The organism is Actinoplanes philippinensis (assembly GCF_900113015.1).
Lineage (GTDB): Bacteria > Actinomycetota > Actinomycetes > Mycobacteriales > Micromonosporaceae > Actinoplanes > Actinoplanes philippinensis.
This window is the reverse complement of sequence record NZ_FONV01000006.1, coordinates 411,003-431,827: the sequence shown is the minus strand read 5'-3', so window position 1 is coordinate 431,827 and position 20,825 is coordinate 411,003. Positions and strand designations below refer to the sequence as shown.

Genomic DNA, 20,825 nt, shown 5'->3' with positions numbered 1-20,825 from the left:
GACGGCCTCCGATGACGAACGATGTGTGGGGTTCAGGGCACCACAGGCGCCGGCGCGCAGGGAGTCCCTGGTGGTACGTGTATCCCCAGTACTACCCCCGGCGTGGGTCTTCAGCCACGGAAAGGCCGGCGGAGGCGCCCAGGAAACCGCCGGACTGGCGGGACCACAGGTCGGCGTAGAGGCCTCCCCGAGCCAGCAGTGACTCGTGGGTGCCCTGTTCGGCGATGCGGCCGTCGTCGAGGACCACGATGCGGTCCATGCCTGCGATCGTCGACAGGCGGTGGGCGATCGCGATCACCGTACGGCCGGCCATCACGTCACTGAGGGTTTCGTGGATGACCGCCTCCGACTCGGAGTCGAGCGCGGACGTGGCCTCGTCGAGGACCAGGATCGGGGCGTTGCGGTAGAAGGCCCGGGCCAGGGCGATCCGTTGCCTCTGGCCTCCGGAGAGGCGGACGCCGCGTTCACCGACGTGGGCGTCGAGGCCGGTACGCCCGTCCGCGTCCCGCAGCGATCCGACGAAATCGGCGGACGCCCGAGCCAGCGCCAGCCCGATCCGCACGTCGTCGGACGAGGCCGAGGGGGAGGCGGTGGCCGAGGGGGAGCTGGCGGCGGAGGAAGCGGTGGTGGTTGAGGCGGCGGCTGATGGAGAGATGGGGGCCGGGGGAGACATGGGGGCCGAGGGGGCGCTGGTGGCGGGTGGAGAGATGGGAGCCGAGGGAGAAGGGGTGGTCGCGGCGGCGAGGCCTGGGGAGGCAGCGGGACCGGCGATGTTTTCGCGGACGGAGCGGTGCAGCAGTGTCGCCTCCTGGGCGACCATGGCGATCTGGTCGCGGAGGCTGTCCTGGGTGACGTCGGTGATGTCGGTTCCGTCGATGGTGATGGTGCCGTGTTCCGGGTCGTGGAAGCGCAGCAGCAGGCCGACCAGTGTCGACTTGCCCGCGCCGGAACGGCCGACCAGACCGACGCGCTCGCCGGGGGCGATCTCCAGGTCCAGCCGGTCCAGGCCGCCGGCGCCACGGCCGTAGTGGTGGCTGACCTGGTGGAATCGGATGGCTCCGGTGCGTACCACCAAGGGTTGTGCCTCGGGTTTGTCGGCCACCGTGAGCGGCTGCGCGATCGTGCGCAACGCCTGCCTCAGGGCGCCGGCGGCGCCGAACAGCGACGACACCGCGTCGAGCAGCCACTCCGCCATCGACGTGATCCGGAAGCTGAGCGCCAGCGCGGCCGCGACCAGGCCGAGCGGCGCGGCGTCCGAGCGCCACAGCACGATGCCGTAACCGACGAGGCCGACCAGCAGCGCGCTGCCCAGCGCCATCATGCTGCTGTTGATCGTCACCTCCACCCGCTGCAGGCGCAGGTGGGCCTGCCTGGCCTCGGCGAACACGCGCCGGTCGTGGTCGGTGCGGGCGTCCGTGCCGCCGAGCAGGGCCAGCGTGTCGATGTTGGCGTAGGAGTCGACGAGCAGGCCGGTCAGCGCCGACTCGGCGGCCTGCAGGTTTTCCGAGGCGCGCCGGAAACGGGGGACGATCAAGGCCATGAGCAGGAGGTACGCCGCGATCCAGGCGCCCAGCGGAAGAAGCAGCCGCACGTCGATGGCCGACATGACCCACACCGAGCCGGCGATGTAGGCCGTCACGAACACCAGCGTGTGGATCACCGAGTAGGCGGCCGTGGCTGCCGCGTCGCCGCCGTCGCGGACCCACGTGGCGATCCGGCCGGCCAGGTCGTCGCGGAACCAGCCGACCGACTGCCGGGACACGTAGCGGTGTGCCCGCCAGCGGGCCAGCGGCCGGGCGTTGGCGCGGAACGTGATGTCGTCGAGGACCTCGCCGAGCAGCATCAGCGCCGGGCGGACGAGCAGCACGAACGCGGCGACGGTGAGCAGCTCGGGGCCACGGTCGGACCACAGGGTGGCCGGGTCGGTGGCGGCGAGCAGGTCGACGAGACGGCCGGCGTAACCGATCAGCCAGACCTCGGCGAGGGCGCCCAGGATCGTGACCGCGACGGCGATCACCACGACGGCGCGCAGCGGCCGGAACTCCTGGAAGAGGAACCGCCGGACGCCGGCAGCGGGGGTGGGGAGGTTACCGGAGGGGAACGGGTTGACGGGGTTCGAGAAGAACACGGAGGACCTTTCCAGCGGCGAACAGGGCGGCGGGGATGTCGCTGGTAGTCCTCATGGGCGTCGACCCTAGGCGGTCGGTGTCGCGAGCGTCTCCTATTTATTCATCGGCTCAAGTCCGGCTCAACGACGCCGATGGGTGCTCTCGTGCGTGCCGGCAACCCGTGGCGTTGGTGCACGGCGGCCGGCCTGCTGGCGACCGTCGTCTACTACCTGCTGCCCGAGGGAACCGCGCTGGCGAGCGCCGGGTACAACACGATCGGGCTGATCGCCGGCCTGACCATCCTCGCCGCGGTGCGCTGGCACCGTCCGGAGCGGCCGTGGGCCTGGATCCTGTTCGGCGCCGGCATGATCCTGTCGGTGACCGGCGACTTCACGTGGTGGTATCTGGATCACGTCCGGCACGTGGAGCCGTATCCCTCGGTGGCCGACGTGTTCTATCTCGCCTCCTATCCGCCGCTGATCGGTGGCCTGTTCCTGCTGCACCGCCGGCGTGGCCGGGACCTGGCCGGGCTGATCGACGCGGCCATGGTGGCCACCGGCCTGGGCTTGGTGCTGTGGGTGTTCGTCCTGCATCCGGTCGCTGCCGAGGACGCGGCGTCGATGCTGGAACGCGCGGTCAGCACCGCCTATCCGTCGCTGGACGCGCTGCTGCTGGCAATGGTGGCCCGGCTGCTGATCGACCGGCGGGCGCGCACCCCGAGCACCGATCTGCTGGCCGTCGCGGCGGTCCTGCTGCTGCTGGCGGATGTCGCGTTCTCGGTGGCGACGCTGTATTTCGACTACGAGGGCCGGGCCATCGACTGGGGCTGGCTGATGGCGTACGTGCTGTGGGCCGCCGCGGCGCTGCACCCGTCGATGAAGGCGCCGGTCCCGGACACGTCCGGCGCCCCGGGCCGGCTCGATCGGGGCCGGCTGGTCGTCCTGGGCGGCAGCTCGGTGCTGGCGCCGATCATGCTGTTCATCCCGTCGGTCGGCGCCGACACCGTGGACCGGATCGTCATCGGGGCCGGCGCGGTGCTGCTGTTCGTTCTCGGGGTGGCGCGGATGGCGGGCGTGACGACCGAGGTCCGTGGGCAGGCCGTCGCGCTGGAGCGGCTCGCCAACTCCGACGACCTCACCGGGCTGCACAACCGGCGGCACCTCTACCGGGCGCTCGGTGACGCGCTGGCCGGGGGCCGCCCGCAGGTGGTCCTGATGGGCCTGAACCGGCTGCGCGCCATCAACGACGAGCTCGGGCATCGGGCCGGCGACGACGTCATCGTGCGGATCGCCGACCGGGTGCGGGCGCTCGCCGGGCCGGACGTCACCGTCGCGCGGCTCAGTGGCGACGAGTTCGCCGTGCTGCTGTGTGACGCCGACGAGGGCGAGGCGGACGCGGTTGCCGCGCGGCTCGCCGACGCGGTGCACGATCCGATCCACACCGCGGGGTACGAGGTGCTGGTCGGCGCCGGTGTAGGGGTGGCCGGCGGGGCGGACGCGGCCGACCCGGCGGAGGTGCTGCGCCGTGCCGGTGTCGCGATGTTCGCGGCGAAGCAGAGCGGCGAGCCGTACCGGCGGTGGTCGGCGGGACTCGACGAACGGTCGGTGGAGGAGGCCCGGCTCGGCGCGCAGATGCGGCACGCGCTCGGCGAACGCCAGTTCCAGGTGGTGTACCAGCCGATCGTCGCGATGCCCGAGCAGCGGGTCGCCGCCGTCGAGGCGCTGGTCCGCTGGCATCATCCGAGGCTCGGCACGGTCAGCCCGGCCCGGTTCATCCCGGTCGCCGAGCGCAACGGGCTGATCGTCGAGCTCGGCGCGTGGATCCTGGAGACCGCCTGTGAGCAGCTGGTCCGGTGGACCGCCGAGCTGGGGCCGGGCGCGCCGGACCGGGTCAGCGTCAACGTGTCGGCCCGCCAGCTGGCCCGGCCGGGGTTCGCCGGGACGGTCGCTGACGTGCTGGCCCGGACCGGGCTGCCGGCGCGGCGGCTGACCGTCGAGGTCACCGAGACGGCGGTGTTCGACGGCGGCCCGGCCGTCACGGCGCTGCACGAGCTGCGAGCGCTGGGCGTGCGGATCGCCCTCGACGACTTCGGGACCGGGCACTCGTCGCTGGGTCTGCTGCAGGCCGTCCCGGTCGACGTCCTGAAGATCGACAAGTCGTTCGTGGACCGGATCACCGAGGCCGGGCGGCACGCCGTCATCGCCGAGGCGATGATCCAGGTCAGTCACGGCCTCGGCCTGGACGCGGTGGCCGAGGGCGTGGAGACCGCCGAGCAGGCCGAGGCCCTCACCCGTATCGGCTACCGGCTGCTGCAGGGTTACCACTTCGGGCGTCCGGAGGCCGAGCCGGCGTTCACCGCCACGCGGAGCCTGATCTCCTGAGACGCCGGCGGAGCCTGATCTCCTGAGACGCCGGCGGAGCCTGATCTCCTGAGACGCCGGCGGAGCCTGATCTCCTGAGACGCCGTGGGACGGGCGGGTGGTCACGGTGCTGCCGGGACCGCTGCGAAGAATGGTTCTCAAAATGATTCCGGTTAATTGCCCGACAATTGCACCTTCTGTATCGGGGGCGGGTGGCCGTACAAAAATATGAGGTTTTGTTTTTTGCGGTCCTGATGTCGTATTAGCCTGCAAAGGCCCGGTAGGGCCCGGGCGTGAAGCCTGCGTCACCAGCACCAACGGGGGAGTCCGTGCGTGGGCTAGTCAGGCGTGTCGGGATTACCGCCGGCGCATTCGCGATGATTCTGGCGCTCACTCTGGCTCTCCCTTTCCGGGAGGCGCCGGCGGTGGCCGCGCAGTCGGTCTGCCCGACGGCGGTGTCGCTGACGAACGGCGATTTCGAGGAGCCGGTGATCGCCGCCGGGCAAGTGTCGATCATGCTGCAGACGCTGGTGCCGGGCTGGCTGACCACGGCGACCGACAAGATGATCGAGCTGTGGCGCGGCTACGGCGGTGTCACGTCGTCGTCCGGGAGCCAGCACGCCGAGCTCAACGCCAACATGGTGTCGACGCTGTATCAGGATCTGACCACGATCCCCGGGCAGATCCTGCGATGGCAGCTCAACCACCGCGGCCGGACCGGCACCGACACGATGGCGGTGATCATCGGCCCGCCCACCGGGACGCTGGTGCAGCAGGGCGCCAACATCTCCGACAACAAGAACTCGTGGGGCTCCTACACCGGCACCTACACGGTTCCGGCGGGGCAGACCAAGACCCGGTTCGCGTTCAAGTCGGTCTCCTCGGCGAGCGCCGATCCGAGCATCGGCAACTTCCTGGACGCGGTGTCGTTCGGCTCGGCCGCCTGCCTGACCACGAACACCTCGGTGGTCAACACCTCCGGCGCCAGCACCGCGAACGTCGGTGACACCCTCACCTACACGGTGACCACCCGCAACGACGGCGGCACCCCGGCCACCCTGGCGGCGATCACCGACACGCTGCCGGCCGGGACCACCTACGTCCCGGGGTCGCTGCGGTCGGTGACCGGGGCGACGACCACCAAGCCGACCGACGCGGCCGGGGACGACACCGGCGAGTACGTCAGCGGCACCCGGACCGTGAAACTGCGGGTCGGCGCCGGCGCCACCGGCGCGGCCGGCGGCACCCTCGCGCCCGGCGAGTCACAGACGCTGACCTACCAGGTGGTGGCCGGCTCGTCGATCGCCAACACCACCCTCGACAACGACGCGACCGCCACCTACACCGAGGTGGTCACCAACACCTCGCCCACGTCGACGTCGAACACCGCCGCGATGACCGTGAACCCGGCCGCCGACCTGTCGGTGACCGCGGCGCTGGCCGGCACGGCGGTCGTCGCGGGCCAGTCGGCGAGCTACACCCTCACCGCGGCGAACGCCGGTCCCAGCACCGCGGCGACGGTGGTGCTCACCGGCACGGTGCCGTCCGGGCTCACCGGGGTGACGGCCACGTCGGCCGGCGGCACGTGCTCGGTCAGCGGAACCAAGGCGACCTGCGCCTACCCGAGCATCGCCGCCGGTGACAACCGCACCATGACCGTCACCGGCAACGTGCCGTCCGGCGAGACCCCGGGCACCGCCTACACTCTCGGCGCGGCGATCACCAGCGCCACGTACGAGACCAACCAGTCGGACAACTCGGCGTCGGTGAGCAACTCGGCCACCGCCAGCGCCGACCTCGCCGTCACCATGACCTACTCGCCGTCCGCGCCGGCCGGCGGCGACACCATCACCTACACGGTGACCGTCACCAACCGCGGCCCCTCGACCGCGCGGACCATCGTGCTGTCCGACCCGATCCCGGTCGGCTCGACCGGCGCGCAGGCGACCGTGCCGGGCGGCACCTGCGCCACCACCGCGACCGGCACCATCGAGTGCTCCCTGGCCTCCCTGGCGTCCGGGGCGACCGTGACGGCCACCATCACGATGACCCTGTCGGTGTCGAATCCCGTGGTCAACAACGCGGTCTCGCTGAAGGCGGCGACACCGGACCCGGACGTCAACAACAACATCGTCACCGTGACCGGCGCGGGCGCCCTGGTCGCCGACGTCGGGATCACCCTGACGCTCGGCACGTACACGGCGTACGCGGGGGAGACCACCACCTACACGCTCGCGGTGAAGAACAACGGCCCGTCGATGGCCGACAACGTCTCGTTCATCCCGGTGCTGCCGCCCGGCGTGAGCATCGTCCGGCCGACCACCGGGCCGCTCGCCGCGTACTGCACACCGACCGCCTGCACCATCCCGCACCTGCCGCCCGGGGCGACGATCCCGCTCTCCGGAACCGTGGTCCTCGGCCCCGACGCGCAGGCCGGGCCCGGCACCGCGACCGTCACGGTGGTCACCACCACCACCGACCCGAACGCCGCCAACGACAAGCAGACCGCCAACTTCACGGTGCTGCTCAAGGGCGACCTGTCGGTGACGCAGACGATGGTCAACTCCGACCGCGGCGGCACCACCCTGGTGCCCGGCGAACGCATCCGCAGCGTCGTGACGGTCGCCAACGCCGGCCCCACCCGCGCCGAGGGCGTCCTGGTCCAGCGGCCCGTCCCGGCCGGGCAGACCGTGCCGGCCGCCGCCACCTCGGCCGGCACATGCTCCTTCCAGGGCACTGTCGACCTCAACGGCATCACCCCCGACGGCGGTGTGTTCATCTGCACCCGGGCGCTGATGGATGCCGCCACGACCTGGGCCATCACCTTCGACACGCTGCTGAAACCGGGGTACAGCGCAACCACCTTCGCCCGCACGGTGACGGTGTCGGCGACCTCGCCCGACCCGGACGCCGGCAACGACGGCGTCACCACGACCGCGACCGTCCAGCACATCTCCGACCTCGACCTGACGCAGAGCACCAGCACCCCGCAGGTGGTGGCCACCGACCCGGTGCAGTTCACCGTCACCGCCCGCAACGCCGGGCCGTCCGACGTGTCCAACGTGGTGATCCAGGTGTCACCGCAGACCGGCCTGCTGATCAGCGCCGGATCCGGGGCCGGTGGCTACGACGCGAGCACCGGCCGCTGGTCGATCCCGTCGCTGGCGGCCGGCGGCACGGCCACCCTCACCCTGTCCGGCACCGCGCTCAGCGCCGGCACCCCCAGCAACGTGGTACGGGTGGTGTCGTCGGACAGCACCGACCCGGCCTCCGGCAACGACACCGCACAGACCGCTGTCACCATCAGCCCCAGCACCGCCTCGCTGAAGATCACCGGCGCCGCCACCGTCACACCGTCGAGCCGGCAGAACGCGGCGCTGACCGGCGACCCGGTCACCTACCGGTTCACCGTGGCCAACGACGGCAACGTGACGATGAGCCAGATCGTCGTCCGCGACGCGCTGACCGGCACCGCCGACTGCCCGGGCACCACCCTCGCGGCCGGCGCGCAGATGATCTGCACCGGCCCCGCCCCGTACACGATCACCCAGTCCGACTTCGACGCGCAGCAGCCCGTCTACAACAACGCCACGGTCACCGCCCGCCCGCCCGGCGGTGTCGCGGCGGTCAGCTTCGGCCCGGCCCCGGTCACCGTGCAGCTCGCCGGCGGGACCGCGTCGCTGCGGGCCACGGTGTCCGCGGCGGTCAGCCCGGCCGGGCACACCGGCGCCGCACAGACCGGCGACGCGATCACGTACTCCTACGTGGTCACCAACGGCGGCAACGCGGCCCTCAACCAGGTCGCCGTCACGGACACCAAGGGCGGACCGGTCACCTGTCCCGGCACCACGCTCGCCGTCGGCGCGTCGATGACCTGCACCAGCAGCAACCCGTACGTGGTGACGCAGAGCGACGTCGACGACGGCGGGTCGATCCGGGACTCGGCGACCCTCGGCGGCCGGCTCGTCGGCTCGGCCACCACCCGCACCTTCGGGCCGTTCTCCACCGGCGTCCCGGTGACCCCGGCCGCGCCGTCGCTGACCGCGGTGGTCACCGCCACCGTGACCCCACCGGCCCGGCAGAGCGCCGCGGCCCCCGGCGACACGATCACCTACGCGTACGCGGTGACGAACAACGGCAACGTCACGATGTCCTCGATCGCGGTCACCGACACCCGGGTCGGCACCGCCGCCTGCCCGTCCGCCTCGCTGGCCGTGAACGCGACGATGACCTGCACCAGCTCCGCCTCGTACCGGGTGACGCCGTCCGACGTGGACGCCGGGGCCGTGATCACCGACAGCGCCACCGTCACCGGCCGGGCTCCCGGCGCCTCCGCCGGCTCCTACGGCCCGTTCACGGCCGGCGTGCCGGTGGCCGTGGCCGCCCCCGCGCTCGCCGTCACCGTCGTCCCGGCCGTGACCCCGATCGCCCGGCAGAACGCGGTCCGGGCCGGCGACACCATCGCCTACACCTACACCGTCACCAACAACGGCAACGTGACCATGTCGACCATCGCCGTCACCGACACCCGTCTCGGCGCCGCCACCTGCCCGGCCACCGCGCTCGCCGCCGGCGCGACCGCCACCTGCACGGCCCCCGGCTCCTACACCGTCACCCAGAGCGACGTGGACGCGGCGACCGGGGTGGCGGCGACCGCGTCGGTGTCAGGACGGCCGCCCGGCGCCGGCAGCAGCACGCTGTACGGGTCGAACACCGTGACCGTGCCGGTGGCCGGGGCCGCGCCGTCGCTGTCGGTGACCCCGGTGGCGACCGTGTCACCGGCCGCGCACCAGAGCGCCGTCCGGGTCGGGGACACCATCACCTACACGTACACGGTGGTCAACGACGGCAACGTGTCGATGAGCGGGATCAGCCTGACCGGCGGCCTCGGCGGCGCCGTGAGCTGCCCGTTCACGTCACTGGCGGTGGGCGCGTCGATGACGTGCGCCGGCGCCTCGCCGTACACCGTCACCCAGGCCCGGATCGACGCCGGTCAGCCGATCACGGCGAGCATCGCCGTCGCCGCCACCACGCCGGCCGGCGTCACGCCGCCGCTCGGGCCGTTCGCCGTCACGGTCGGTGTCGCCCCGGCCGTGCCCGCCCTGAACATGCTGGTCACCGCGTTCGTGACGCCGTCGTCACGGCAGAGCCAGGCGCTGGCCGGTGACGCGATCGCGTACACCTACGACGTCAGCAACACCGGCAACGTGACGATGTCGTCGATCGCGGTGGCCGACCCGAGCGCCGGCGACGGCGTCTGCCCGTTCGCCACCCTGGCCGTCGGCGCGTCGATGACCTGCCACAGCGCGTCGCCGCGGGCCGTCACCCCGGCCGAGTTCACCGCCGGGACGCCGATCACCGACGCCGCCGTCCTCACCGCCCGCGCGCCCGGCGACGCCTCGCCGGGCACCTACGCCACCGGCGCCGACACGGTCGCCCTGGCCGTCGCGACCGCGTCGCTCACCGTCACCGTCACCCCGGCGGTCAACCCGGCCGCCAACCGGTACGCCGTGGCGGCCGGCAACAGCGTCACGCACAGCATCGTGGTCACCAACAACGGCAACCAGCCGATGGACCTGATCAGCCTCACCGACCCGCTCACCGGCACGGCCGTCTGCCCCGGCGCCTCGCTGGCCGCCGGCGACTCGATGACCTGCGCCGGCGGCCACGCCTACGCCGTCGCGCAGTCCGACGTCGACTCCGGCCTCCCGGTCACGTCGAGCTTCGCCGTCGCCGCGAAGAGCCCGTCGGACGGGGCCGCGGTCGGCTACGGCACCTTCGCCGCCTCCGTCCCGGTCGCCCCCGCCAACCCGCTGCTGCAGCTCACATCCACCGCCGTGCCGTCCGGCGCGGCCGTCGGCAGCACCGTCGCGTTCACCTTCACGGTCCGCAACATCGGCAACGTCACCATGGACACCCTGGCGGTCAACGGCACCACCTCGGGCGCCGCCACGTGTGTGCTGACCACGCTGGCGCCGGGCGGCACCACGACGTGCGCGGGCGGCGCCGCGGCGACCATCACGCAGAACGACGTCGACACCGGGCTGGCGATCAGCGACACGTCACAGGCGGTGGCCCGCCGGACCGGCACGATCATCGACCTCACGTTCGGGCCGCAGACCGCGAGCGCCCCGGTCGCCCCGGCCGCGCCGTCCCTGACGATCACCAGCGTCGCCACCGTCTCCGACCCGTCGCGGCCGGCGCCCGCGGCCGGCGACACGATCACGTACGCGTACACGATCACCAACAACGGCAACGTGACGATGGACGGGTTCTCCGTCACCGACAGCCTGATCGGCGTGGTGACCTGCCCCAGCATGGCGGTCGCGCCGGCCGGGACACTGGTCTGCACGGGTGGTCCGCCCTACACGGTCACCCAGTCCGACGTGGACGGCGGCCGGACCGTCGTCTCCGACGCGTACGTGATCAGCCGGCAGGCCGGGCAGCCCGACCCCCACTCGTACGGGCCGGCCACCGTCTCCACCGTGGTCGCCGCCGGGCAGCCGTCACTGACCGCGACCGTCGACGCGGTGACCACCCCGGCCGGGCACCAGAGCGCCGCCGAGGCCGGTGACACGGTGAAGTACCGCACCGTGCTGACCAACAACGGCAACCAGACGATCACCGGCATCACCGTCGCCGACCCGCGGGCCGGGACCGCCGGCTGCCCCGGCACCAGCCTCGCCCCGGGCGCGTCGATGACCTGCACCAGCGCGTCCTCGTACACGGTCACCACCGCCGACATCGACGCGAACGTGCCGGTCACCACCACCGTCACGGTCGCCGGACGCCGGCCGGGCGACACCGCCGCCGGCACCCTGCTCACCCCGCCCGCGAGCTTCCCGGTGATCGCCGCCGCGCCGCAGCTGAGCCTCACCGCCGAGTCCACCGTCACCCCCGGCGGGCACCGCGACCAGCTGGTCCGGGGCGACCTCGTCGACTACCGGTTCACCGTGCGCAACACCGGCAACGTGACGATGACCGGGATCGTCGTCACCGGCGCCCGGACCGGCGCCGCGAACTGCCCGGCCGGCACGCTCGCCCCGGGCGCCACCACCACCTGTTCGGCCGGCACGCCGTACCGCGTCGTCCAGCCCGACGTGGAGGCCGGTCAGCCGATCGTGGAGTCCGTGTCGGTCACCGCGCGGCCGCCCGGCGCGGGCGGCGACCTCACGTTCGGGCCGGCCACCGACAGCGAGCAGATGGCCGTGGCCGCCGACTCGCTGGACCTGGCCGTCACCGCTGTCGTCACCCCGGCCTCCCGGCAGCTCGCCGCGCAGGCCGACGACACCGTGCGGTTCCGGTACACGGTCACCAACGACGGTGATGTGGAGGTCACCGGCATCGCCGTCGACGACGCGCTCGTCGGCGCCGCCCAGTGCCCCGGCGACACCCTCACCGTGGGCGCGTCGATGATCTGCAGCAGCGGGACGGCGTACACCATCACCCAGGCCGACATCGACGCCGACCGGGCCATCCGCGAGCCGTCCACGGTGACCGGGCACCGGCCCGGCGTGCTCGCCGACACCACCTACGACACCGACGCGGCGACGGTCCGGCTGATCGTCGGGCACGGCAGCCTCGCCATCGGCATCGAGGCCACCATCGAGGAGCGGGGGGTACGCCCCGCGGACATCGCCTCCACCAACGGCAGGCCGGCGGTCGGCGACGGCATCCGGTACCGCTACCAGGTCCTCAACAACGGCAACGTGACGATGTCGTCGGTGACCGTGGCCGACGTGCGGATGGGGATCATCCCGTGCCCGCGGACCACCCTGCTGGTGGGGGAGATGATGACCTGCGTCGCGCCGGAGCTGTACATCGTCACCCAGGCCGACATCGACGCGAACCTCCCGATCACCACCCACGCGAGCGCCGCCGGACTCGAACCGGGCGCCACCACACCGACCGGCTCCGGCCCGGCCGCCGCCGACACCCCGGTCGAACCACCGGCGCCCGCGGTCGGCGCCGAGCAGACCGTCGGATGGACCGACACCGACGGCGACGGGATCCTCGGCACCAGCGACAACGTGACGTCCACGATCGTGGTCACCAACAACGGCAACGTGACCCTGCGGGACGTCGCGCTGACCGGGCTGCCGGTCGGTGTCACCTGCCCCAGGACGACCCTGGCGCCGGGCGAGAGCATGGTGTGCGTCTCCGACACCTACCATCTGACCGCCGACGACATCGCCGCGGGCCACGGCAGTTTCCTGGTACGGGCCACCGCGACCCCGCCCGGCAACGTGCCGCCGGTGCTCGCCGACGCGCCCGCCTCGATCGACCCGTCCGCTCCGGCTGCGCCGTCCACGCCCACGCCGCCGGTCTCGCCTGTTTCGTCGCCGTCGGCCACTCCCAGCCGTACACCGTCGCCGGCCCCGTCCCGGTCGGCGACGCCGAGCCGGACGCCGTCGCGCACCGCCCCGGCGTCGCGGACCCCGTCGCGTTCACCGACCGCGGTGTCGCCGAGCCCGGGCGGTGGCGGGCATCCCGGCGAGAACCCGATCACCGGCGGCGACCACCTTCCCCTGCTGGCCGGCGGCATGGTCCTGCTCGGCGCGGGCGGTGTCCTGCTGATGCTCGCCAACCGCCGCAACCGGCGGTTCCAGCTGCCCGAGCCGCCCGCGCCGGAGTACTGCCCGGGCCTGCACCGGCAGGGAGTGATCAGCCACCGCGCCTGGCGCAGGTAGCTCAGGTGACGGTCTCCAGGCGCAGCTCGCGCAGCACCCGCAGGACGGCGGCGACGTTGGGGCGGTGCTCGGCCGAGGAGCGGACCACCGCGACGATGTGCCGTTCGAACGTCTCCACCAGCGGCAGCACGTCGAACCGTGACGGCCGCAGGCGCAGCATCAGGTCGGTGACCGTGCTGACGCCGATGCCGGCCTCGACCAGGGCCAGCGACACCGCCGTGTCGACGACCTCGTGCCGCAGCGCCGGCTCGATGCCGGCGCGCCGGCAGACGGTGCGGATCGCCAGCCCGTAGTGGGTGTCCTCGGGCGGCAGGATCCAGCCGAGCGGCGGGCCGGTCGCGGCGAGGCCGACCGGTCCCGGCGGCAGCGCGCCCGCCGGCGCCGCCAGCGAGAACCGCTCCCGGTGCAGCGGCATCACCCGCAGCGACGGGTCGCGGCGGATCGGCACGTCCGGATACTCCAGCCCCACCGCGAGGTCGGCCGTCCCGGACGCCACCACGTCGTAGACGTCGTCGACGACCAGCTCCCGGCTGCGCACCACCAGGTCCGGGTGCCGCCGGGCGACCCGGGCGAGCATCACCGGCAGGATCTCCGCCGCCGCGGTGGCGAACAGCGCCATCTGCAGCTCCCCGGCGACCCGGCCGGCGCTGCGTTCGAGAGCGGCCGTGGCGGACGCCTCGATGTCGAGGATCTGCTGGGCGTGACCGGCGAACGCCAGCCCGGCGTCGGTCAGCTCCACCCGCCGCCCGACCCGGCGCAGCAGCGGCACCCCGGCCGCCCGCTCCAGCGCGCCGAGCTGCTGCGAGATGGCTCCGGCGGTGTAGCCGAGCGCGGCCGCGACAGCGGTGACCGTGCCGCGGCGGCGCAACTCGACCAGCGACCGCAGCTGCACGCTGCTCCAGTCCATATAGAAAAGCTAAAGGATTTCGTCGGCAAATCAGGAATGGACGTCAACGAAACTCGGGACCGACCATGAGACATGGGCAAGGTCGTGATCATCGGCGGCGGCGCGATCGGCGTCAGCATCGCCTTCCATCTGGCCGAGGCGGGCGTACGCGACGTCGTGCTCCTGGACCGCGGCGAGCTCGGCGCCGGCTCCACCTGCAGGGCCGCGGGCGGTGTCCGGGCACAGTTCTCCGACCGGATCAACATCGAGCTGGGCGCCCGCAGCCTGGCCGCTTTCGGGCGGTTCGGCGAGCGCCCGGGGCAGGAGATCGACCTGCACCGGGTCGGCTACCTGTTCCTGCTGTCGACGCCCGAGGACGTGACGTCGTTCGAGGCCGACGTGCGCCTCCAGAACGAGCTGGGCGTCGGCAGCCGCATGATCGACGTCGCCGAGGCGAAGGCGCTGTCCCCGCTGATCGACACCGACGGGCTGCTGGCGGCCGCCTGGTCACCGGACGACGGGCACTGCACCCCGGAGTCGGTGGTGCTCGGCTACGCGACCGGCGCCCGGCGGCACGGCGTGACGGTGCGGACCGGGGTCACGGTCACCGGCATCGACACGGCCGGCGGCGAGGTCCGTACGGTGCACACCGACCGCGGCCCGATCGACGCCGACGCGGTGATCTGCGCGGCCGGCGCCTGGTCCGCGGCGATCGGCGCGATGGCCGGCGTGGACCTGCCGGTCACCCCGCTGCGCCGGCAGATCATCTTCACCGAGCCGATGCCGGAGCTGACCGGGGTCGTGCCGTTCACCATCGATTTCGCGTCGACCTTCTACTTCCACCGGGAGGGCCGTGGTCTGCTGATGGGCATGTCCGACCCGGACGAGGAGCCCGGCTTCCACCTCGAGTACTCCGACGCGTGGCTGCCCCGCTTCGGCGCGGCGATGGGCCGCCGGGCGCCGGGCCTGCTCGACGTCGGCCTGTGCGACGGGTGGGCCGGGCTGTACGAGGTGAGCCCCGACCACAACGCGATCATCGGCCGGTCCGCGAACTTTCCTCTACGCCACCGGCTTCTCCGGCCACGGCTTCCTGCAGGCGCCCGCGGTCGGCGAGGTGATCCGCGACCTGTACCTGGACCGGACCCCGTTCGTCGACGTGTCACCGCTGTCCACCGACCGTTTCGCCGGCGGCGCGTCCGGCCGCCCGGAAACGCACATCGTCTGAGAGGACCCGATGAGCATCATCGAGCAATGGAGGCTGCGGGCCCGGTTCGCCCGGCGTCTCTCCACGATGTACGGCCGGGAGGTGCCCGCCTACACCACCCTCGTCGAGGTCTCCGAGGAGGTGAACCGGGACGTCGTCGGCCGCGACGGCGACCGGGCGCAGCGCCTCGGCACGATCGGCCGGATCACCGCCGAACGCCACGGCGCCATCCGCGTCGGCACCCCGGCCGAGCTGGCCCAGGTGGCCCGGATCTTCGGCGCGCTCGGCATGCGCCCGGTCGGCTTCTACGACCTGCGCGAGGCCGCGAGCAGCGCCGTCCCGGTGATCTCCACGGCGTTCCGCCCGATCGACGCCGACGAGCTGGCCCGCAACCCGTTCCGCGTCTTCACCTCGATGCTCACCCCCGCTGACCCGCGGTTCTTCAGCCCGGACCTGCGCGCCCGCCTGGAGACGTTCCTCGCCGGCCGGGAACTGTTCGGCCCCGAGCTGCTCGCCCTCGCCGACCGCGCCGAAGCCGGGCGGGGCCTGCCCGAGGCCGACGCCGAACGCTTCCTCGACCTCGCCGTCGGAGCCTTCGAACTGTCAGCGGAACCCGTCGACCGCGCCTGGTACGCCGAACTGGAGGCGGTCTCCGCGGTCGCCGCCGACATCGGGGGAGTGCGCAGCACCCACATCAACCACCTCACCCCGCGCGTCCTCGACATCGACGACCTCTACCGCCGGATGACCGAGCGCGGCATCGAGATGATCGACACCATCCAGGGCCCGCCCCGCTGGCGGGGCCCCGACGTCCTGCTGCGCCAGACGTCCTTCCGGGCCCTCGCCGAACCCCGCGCGATGCGCGAGGCCGACGGCACGATCAACACCGGCGCACTGCGCGTCCGGTTCGGCGAGGTCGAGGCACGCGGCGTCGCCCTCACCCCGGAAGGCCGTTCCTTGTACGATCGGCTCCTCACCGAGATCGACCGGACACTCGCCGGCAGTCCCGGGCGCAGCCGCACGGACGTGGCCGTCGACGTCTGGGAGCGGGGCCTGCCCGACACCGAGGCCGGCCTGCGTGAGCGCGGGCTCGCCTACTTCACCTACGCCGCCGGTCACGGGCACGCGGGCGGCGTACCCCCGGAAAGCCTTTCCGATCTTGTCGAACAGGGCTGGGTGACGGCCACACCGATCGTCTACGAGGACTTCCTGCCCCGTTCGGCGGCCGGGATCTTCCAGTCCAACCTCAGCGGCGAAGGCAGCCGCGACACCCGCGCCGAGGCCGTCGAATACGACCAGGACTGGCTTGCCGGGGCCATCGGCCGGGACATTCACAACCCCTTCCATCTGTACGCACGGGAGCAGGCCGCCTCCCTCGAAACGGTCGCCACCACCCTGAACCTGACGACGCTGAAGGACGTGCCATGAGCGAGCCCGCGAGCAACCTGCCGACCACCCCGCAGCTGCGAGACCGGGCCCGGGCCGCCCTCGACCGGATCGGGGTGAGCGTGCCCGAGGGCGACGACCTGCACGCGCGGTCCCCGATCACCGGCGAGCGGCTGTTCGGGCTGCGGGCCACCACCGCCGAGCAGGCGCGGGAGGCGATCGGCCAGGCCGCCGAGGCGTTCCGCACCTGGCGTGTCACACCCCCGCCCGCTCGTGGCGACCTCGTGCGCACGCTGGGCGAACTGCTGCGTGCCCACAAATCCGACCTCGCCGACCTGATCACCGTCGAAGCCGGGAAGATCCGCTCCGAGGCGCTCGGCGAGGTGCAGGAGATGATCGACATCTGTGAGTTCGCGGTCGGACTGTCACGGCAGCTCTACGGCCGTACGATCGCCTCGGAAAGGCCCGGCCACCGCCTCGCCGAGACCTGGCATCCCCTCGGTGTGGTCGGAGTGATCTCGGCCTTCAACTTCCCCGCGGCCGTCTGGTCGTGGAACACTGCCGTGGCGCTCGTCTGCGGCGACGCCGTGGTGTGGAAGCCCAGCGAGCTGACCCCGCTGGTGTCGCTCGCCGCCGGCCACCTGCTGGACCGCGCGATCGAGCAGACCCGCGCGCCCCGCGAGCTGCACCGGCTGCTGCTCGCCGGCCGCGACGTCGGCGAGCAGCTGGTCGACGACCCGCGGGTGGCCCTGATCAGCGCCACCGGCTCCACCCGGATGGGCCGCGAGGTCGGCCCGCGGGTCGCCGCCCGGTTCGGCCGGGTGCTGCTGGAGCTCGGCGGCAACAACGCGACGGTGGTCGCCCCCTCCGCCGACCTGGACCTGGCGCTGCAGGGCATCGTGTTCGCCGCGGCCGGGACCGCCGGCCAGCGCTGCACCACACTGCGCCGGCTGATCGTCCACCGCGACATCGCCGACCAGCTGGTGGAGCGGCTCGCCGGCGTCTACGGCCGGCTGCCGATCGGCGACCCGTTCGCCGACGGCACCCTGGTCGGCCCGCTGATCTCGGACGCCGCCGCCGACGCGATGGCCGCCGCGCTGGAACGCGCCCAGGCCGACGGCGGCAAGATCGTCGCCGGGGGCCGCCGCCTGGACGGCCTCGGCGGCGCCTACGTGGAGCCGGCGATCGTGCGGATGCCCCGGCAGACCGCGATCGTCCGGGAGGAGACGTTCGCCCCGATCCTGTACGTGCTCACCTACGACACGTTCGAGGAGGCGGTCGCCCTGCACAACGACGTGCCGCAGGGCCTGTCGTCGTCCATCTTCACCCGAGACCAGCAGGAGGCCGAGCGTTTCCTGGCCGCCGACGGCTCCGACTGCGGTATCGCCAACGTCAACATCGGCACGTCCGGCGCCGAGATCGGCGGCGCGTTCGGCGGCGAGAAGGAGACCGGCGGCGGCCGCGAGTCGGGTTCCGACGCGTGGCGCGCCTACATGCGGCGGGCCACCAACACGGTCAACTACTCCAGCGCCCTGGCCCTGGCCCAGAACGTCAGCTTCCTGAGCTGAACCTGCGGGTTCGATTCCCGTCACCCGCTCTCCCCGTCACGTGGCGGCGCCTGGTCCCGCTGGAGGACCGCCGTCATGTGCCGGTGGAGCCGGCGGCCGCGCTGATGGCGTCCACGTCGGTGCGGTACCAACGCCCTCGGATGAAGCCGTGCAGGTCACCGCCGCGGCAGGTGTAACGGAGCCGCTGTGCCTCGATGCCGTCGGGCAGCACGACGCGGCACTGTCCGCCGATGCGGCGCACACCATCGCGGTCGACACGTAGCAGGGTCATGACGTCGTACTCGGAGCCCCAGCCCCCCAGCAGGGCACGATCTGCGCCACTGACCAGCATGCTGTGCGCAGACCGACAGGGAGACGCCCCCCAGTCCGTGACCTTATAGCCGGCCCAGACCTTCCCCGACGCTGTCGTCTGGAGTTCCTCGATGGCGTCGCCGAGGTGGCCTCGGTGTTCCAGATCGCCGTCGTGGGTCCAGACCTCACCGTTGAGTTCGCCACGTCCCGCGCGAGCCGCCGCCAGCAGGACCCGCCCCTCCGGCAGCGGCTGCACGAACGACACCCGGAGGTCCGTCTCCACGTCGATGGCGCCGAGGATCCGGATCCCCTTGCCGCCGAGGTGCCATGTCACCTGCTTGTGCCGGGAGTTCTGCCGGTGTGACCAAACGGCGAACGCCGTGCCGTCGGGCCCCACGCCGACCGTTTCCGGCTCGCGCTTCATCTCCGCGCGGTCTGCGGGAGCCAGAAAACCATGGTGCTCCAGCGGTACCACGGGCAGCTTCAAGACCTCCAGCCGTCGCTGAAGGCTGGCGTGGTCTCTTCCCTCTCGTTTCGTTGTCATCGCGATCATCATCGGCCACCTGGCAACCCGGTTTGCGGACTCCCGCGTGCCACCAGTCCTCTGCGTCCCGTCGGCCTCGGTCGTTGGGTACAAAAAGTCTGGGCCGAAGGAACTAGATTTTCTGCTTTGGTGGGGGTAATGTTCTCCTCGTTGACAGCAGAGAGTCGTTGAAGACGCAGACGACGTGCCGAGCGTCAAGCAGGGCCCGGATCCTCGTGGCTCGCCCGGCACCCCGGTGGAGACCGATCTCCGCCGTCAAGTGATCGAGTAAGGCAGTGGCACCAGAAGACCCTGACGTAAGTCCAGGTCAGGGCGCGGGGAGCTGATGTGGTTTTCGGGGCTCCCCGGTCAGAACAGCTCGTCGCACGTGTGGGGGCCATGAAGTCGCGTGGGGTTCCCACACCGGCGAGCAGCAGCAAGAGATGTATCGGTAAGTAGAGGAAAGGGAGGGCTGGACACCGTTGGATCGCCCGCCACCAGGCCGTGTTCGGGCCCAGGAGCGGACACCGCAGTTGCCTTTGATTGAGAGGTGGTCTCCGGTCACGCTTAAGCGATCCCCGCACCCTGAGCCGTCATCGACGGCACGTGCGGACAAGACAAAACCGATGAACCTTTCGGTGAATGGTGTTTGACCCGTAAACCCTGGGCCCCGGCGCTGAGCGCCGGGGCCCTCGTCGCGCGCAAACGCGAGAAAGGCGTCAATGGCACGTTCGGAAGCCATGTTCGAGGACGAGAACTACCCCGCCTACACGATGGGCCGCGCCGCGGAGATCGTCGGCGCCACCCAGGACTTCCTCCGCCGGCTGGACGAGGAGAAGCTGTTTACCCCGTTCCGTTCGGCCGGCGGCCACCGTCGCTACTCCCGTTACCAGCTGCGCCTCGCCGTGCGGGCCCGCGAGATGGTCGACGCCGGCACCGCCCTGGAGGCCGCCTGCCGGATCATCATCCTCGAGGACCAGCTCGAGGAAGCTCTCGAGGAGAACCGCCGCCTCCAGCAGGACCGCTCGGCCGACCCCGCCTGACCCCGGCGTCCACGGTCCTTCCCCGCCCGGGGCGGGTCCCGCCGCAACAACCCGGCCGGGCCGCGAATCGGTGGCCCGGCATCGGGCGGTGACGCCGCAGGTCGTGACCGGACCATAATCGCGATGTGACGGAATGGCTGTCGAACTGGCGACGCGCGTGGCGGACCGAGCCGGTGACCCTGATGTCGGCGCTGCCTCTGCCGGTGGCCCGGGAGCGGCTGCGCGCGGGGCGGACGACGTTCTGGCGGGCCCTGCGCAGCGGAGCGGGCGGGTATCGGGTCATCGGCCGGGTGGGTGAGCGGTCGGTGTCGCTGGCGGCCGTCCGGGCCGGGGCGCAGAACTCGTGGCGGCCGGAGCTGCGGGGCCGGCTCGAACCGGCGGCGACGGGATCCCGGCTGGTCGGCAGCATCGGCTGGTCGCCGTTCGTGCGGATCTTCAGCACGGTGTGGCTCTGCGCGGCGGGCGCCGCCTTCGTGGGCCTGCTCGCCGTCGGGCTGGACCGGGCTCTGCACGGCGAGGTCAGCCCGGCGCTGGCGGCGTGTCTCGTACCCCTGGGATTCATGGCCTCCTTCGTCGGCATCACCGCGATGGGCGTGCGATGGGGCCGCGCCGACGAGGCGTATCTGCGGTCGTGGCTGGCCGGCCGGCTGCGGACCGCCGAGCACATCGTCCCACCACGACCAGCCGGTGGCGTCCCGGCCGGTCCGGTGCGGATCCGGCCGAGCCACCCTGACGGGCGACAGACGTCACCCGGGAGCTAGCCGCC

General features: G+C 72.4%; 9 protein-coding genes and 1 pseudogene. 7 read left to right on the top strand and 3 right to left on the bottom strand.

What is annotated here, in order from left to right:
* Window positions 1-91 precede the first annotated feature (91 nt).
* Window positions 92-2,128: an ABC transporter ATP-binding protein gene (locus BM290_RS18225; RefSeq protein ID WP_275413220.1), complete on the bottom strand. Its 2,037-nt coding sequence runs from the start codon at window positions 2,126-2,128 to the stop codon at window positions 92-94.
* Between the two features lie 132 nt (window positions 2,129-2,260).
* On the opposite strand from BM290_RS18225, the gene BM290_RS18220 reads away from it, so the two are divergent.
* Both BM290_RS18220 and BM290_RS18215 read left to right on the top strand, forming a co-directional pair.
* Window positions 2,261-4,489, top strand: a complete 2,229-nt coding sequence (locus tag BM290_RS18220) for a putative bifunctional diguanylate cyclase/phosphodiesterase (protein WP_093615498.1) — start codon at window positions 2,261-2,263, stop codon at window positions 4,487-4,489.
* A gap of 356 nt (window positions 4,490-4,845) precedes the next feature.
* Window positions 4,846-13,158: a beta strand repeat-containing protein gene (locus BM290_RS18215; RefSeq protein ID WP_093615496.1), complete on the top strand. Its 8,313-nt coding sequence runs from the start codon at window positions 4,846-4,848 to the stop codon at window positions 13,156-13,158.
* 1 nt (window position 13,159) lies between these two features.
* On the opposite strand, the gene BM290_RS18210 is transcribed toward BM290_RS18215, so the two are convergent.
* Entirely contained in the window at window positions 13,160-14,065 is a 906-nt protein-coding gene (locus tag BM290_RS18210) for a LysR family transcriptional regulator (RefSeq protein WP_093615494.1), read from the bottom strand.
* A gap of 72 nt (window positions 14,066-14,137) precedes the next feature.
* Here BM290_RS18210 and BM290_RS18205 point away from each other — a divergent pair.
* The 3 genes and pseudogenes from BM290_RS18205 to amaB form a co-directional block, all read left to right on the top strand.
* A pseudogene (locus BM290_RS18205) lies at window positions 14,138-15,031 on the top strand (NAD(P)/FAD-dependent oxidoreductase); the annotation flags it as partial.
* A 247-nt stretch (window positions 15,032-15,278) separates the two neighbouring features.
* Window positions 15,279-16,676 carry a 2-oxoadipate dioxygenase/decarboxylase gene (gene hglS / locus BM290_RS18200; RefSeq protein ID WP_203779236.1) on the top strand — a complete coding sequence of 466 codons (1,398 nt, stop codon included), beginning with the start codon at window positions 15,279-15,281 and terminating at the stop codon, window positions 16,674-16,676.
* Window positions 16,673-18,202, top strand: coding sequence for an L-piperidine-6-carboxylate dehydrogenase (amaB, locus tag BM290_RS18195; RefSeq protein ID WP_093615492.1), 1,530 nt, complete (start codon window positions 16,673-16,675; stop codon window positions 18,200-18,202). Before hglS ends, amaB begins: the two co-directional genes overlap by 4 nt.
* Window positions 18,203-18,275: 73 nt before the next feature.
* Here the strand turns inward: amaB and BM290_RS18190 are convergent, their stop codons facing one another.
* Window positions 18,276-19,049, bottom strand: coding sequence for a hypothetical protein (locus BM290_RS18190; protein ID WP_143133816.1), 774 nt, complete (start codon window positions 19,047-19,049; stop codon window positions 18,276-18,278).
* A 689-nt stretch (window positions 19,050-19,738) separates the two neighbouring features.
* Between BM290_RS18190 and BM290_RS18185 the strand changes: the two genes are divergently transcribed.
* Both BM290_RS18185 and BM290_RS18180 read left to right on the top strand, forming a co-directional pair.
* On the top strand, window positions 19,739-20,059 hold the full coding sequence (locus BM290_RS18185; protein ID WP_093615488.1) for a MerR family transcriptional regulator: 321 nt from the start codon (window positions 19,739-19,741) through the stop codon (window positions 20,057-20,059).
* Between the two features lie 125 nt (window positions 20,060-20,184).
* Complete coding sequence (locus BM290_RS18180; RefSeq protein ID WP_093615486.1) at window positions 20,185-20,820, top strand: hypothetical protein; 636 nt, start codon at window positions 20,185-20,187, stop codon at window positions 20,818-20,820.
* Window positions 20,821-20,825: the final 5 nt, after the last annotated feature.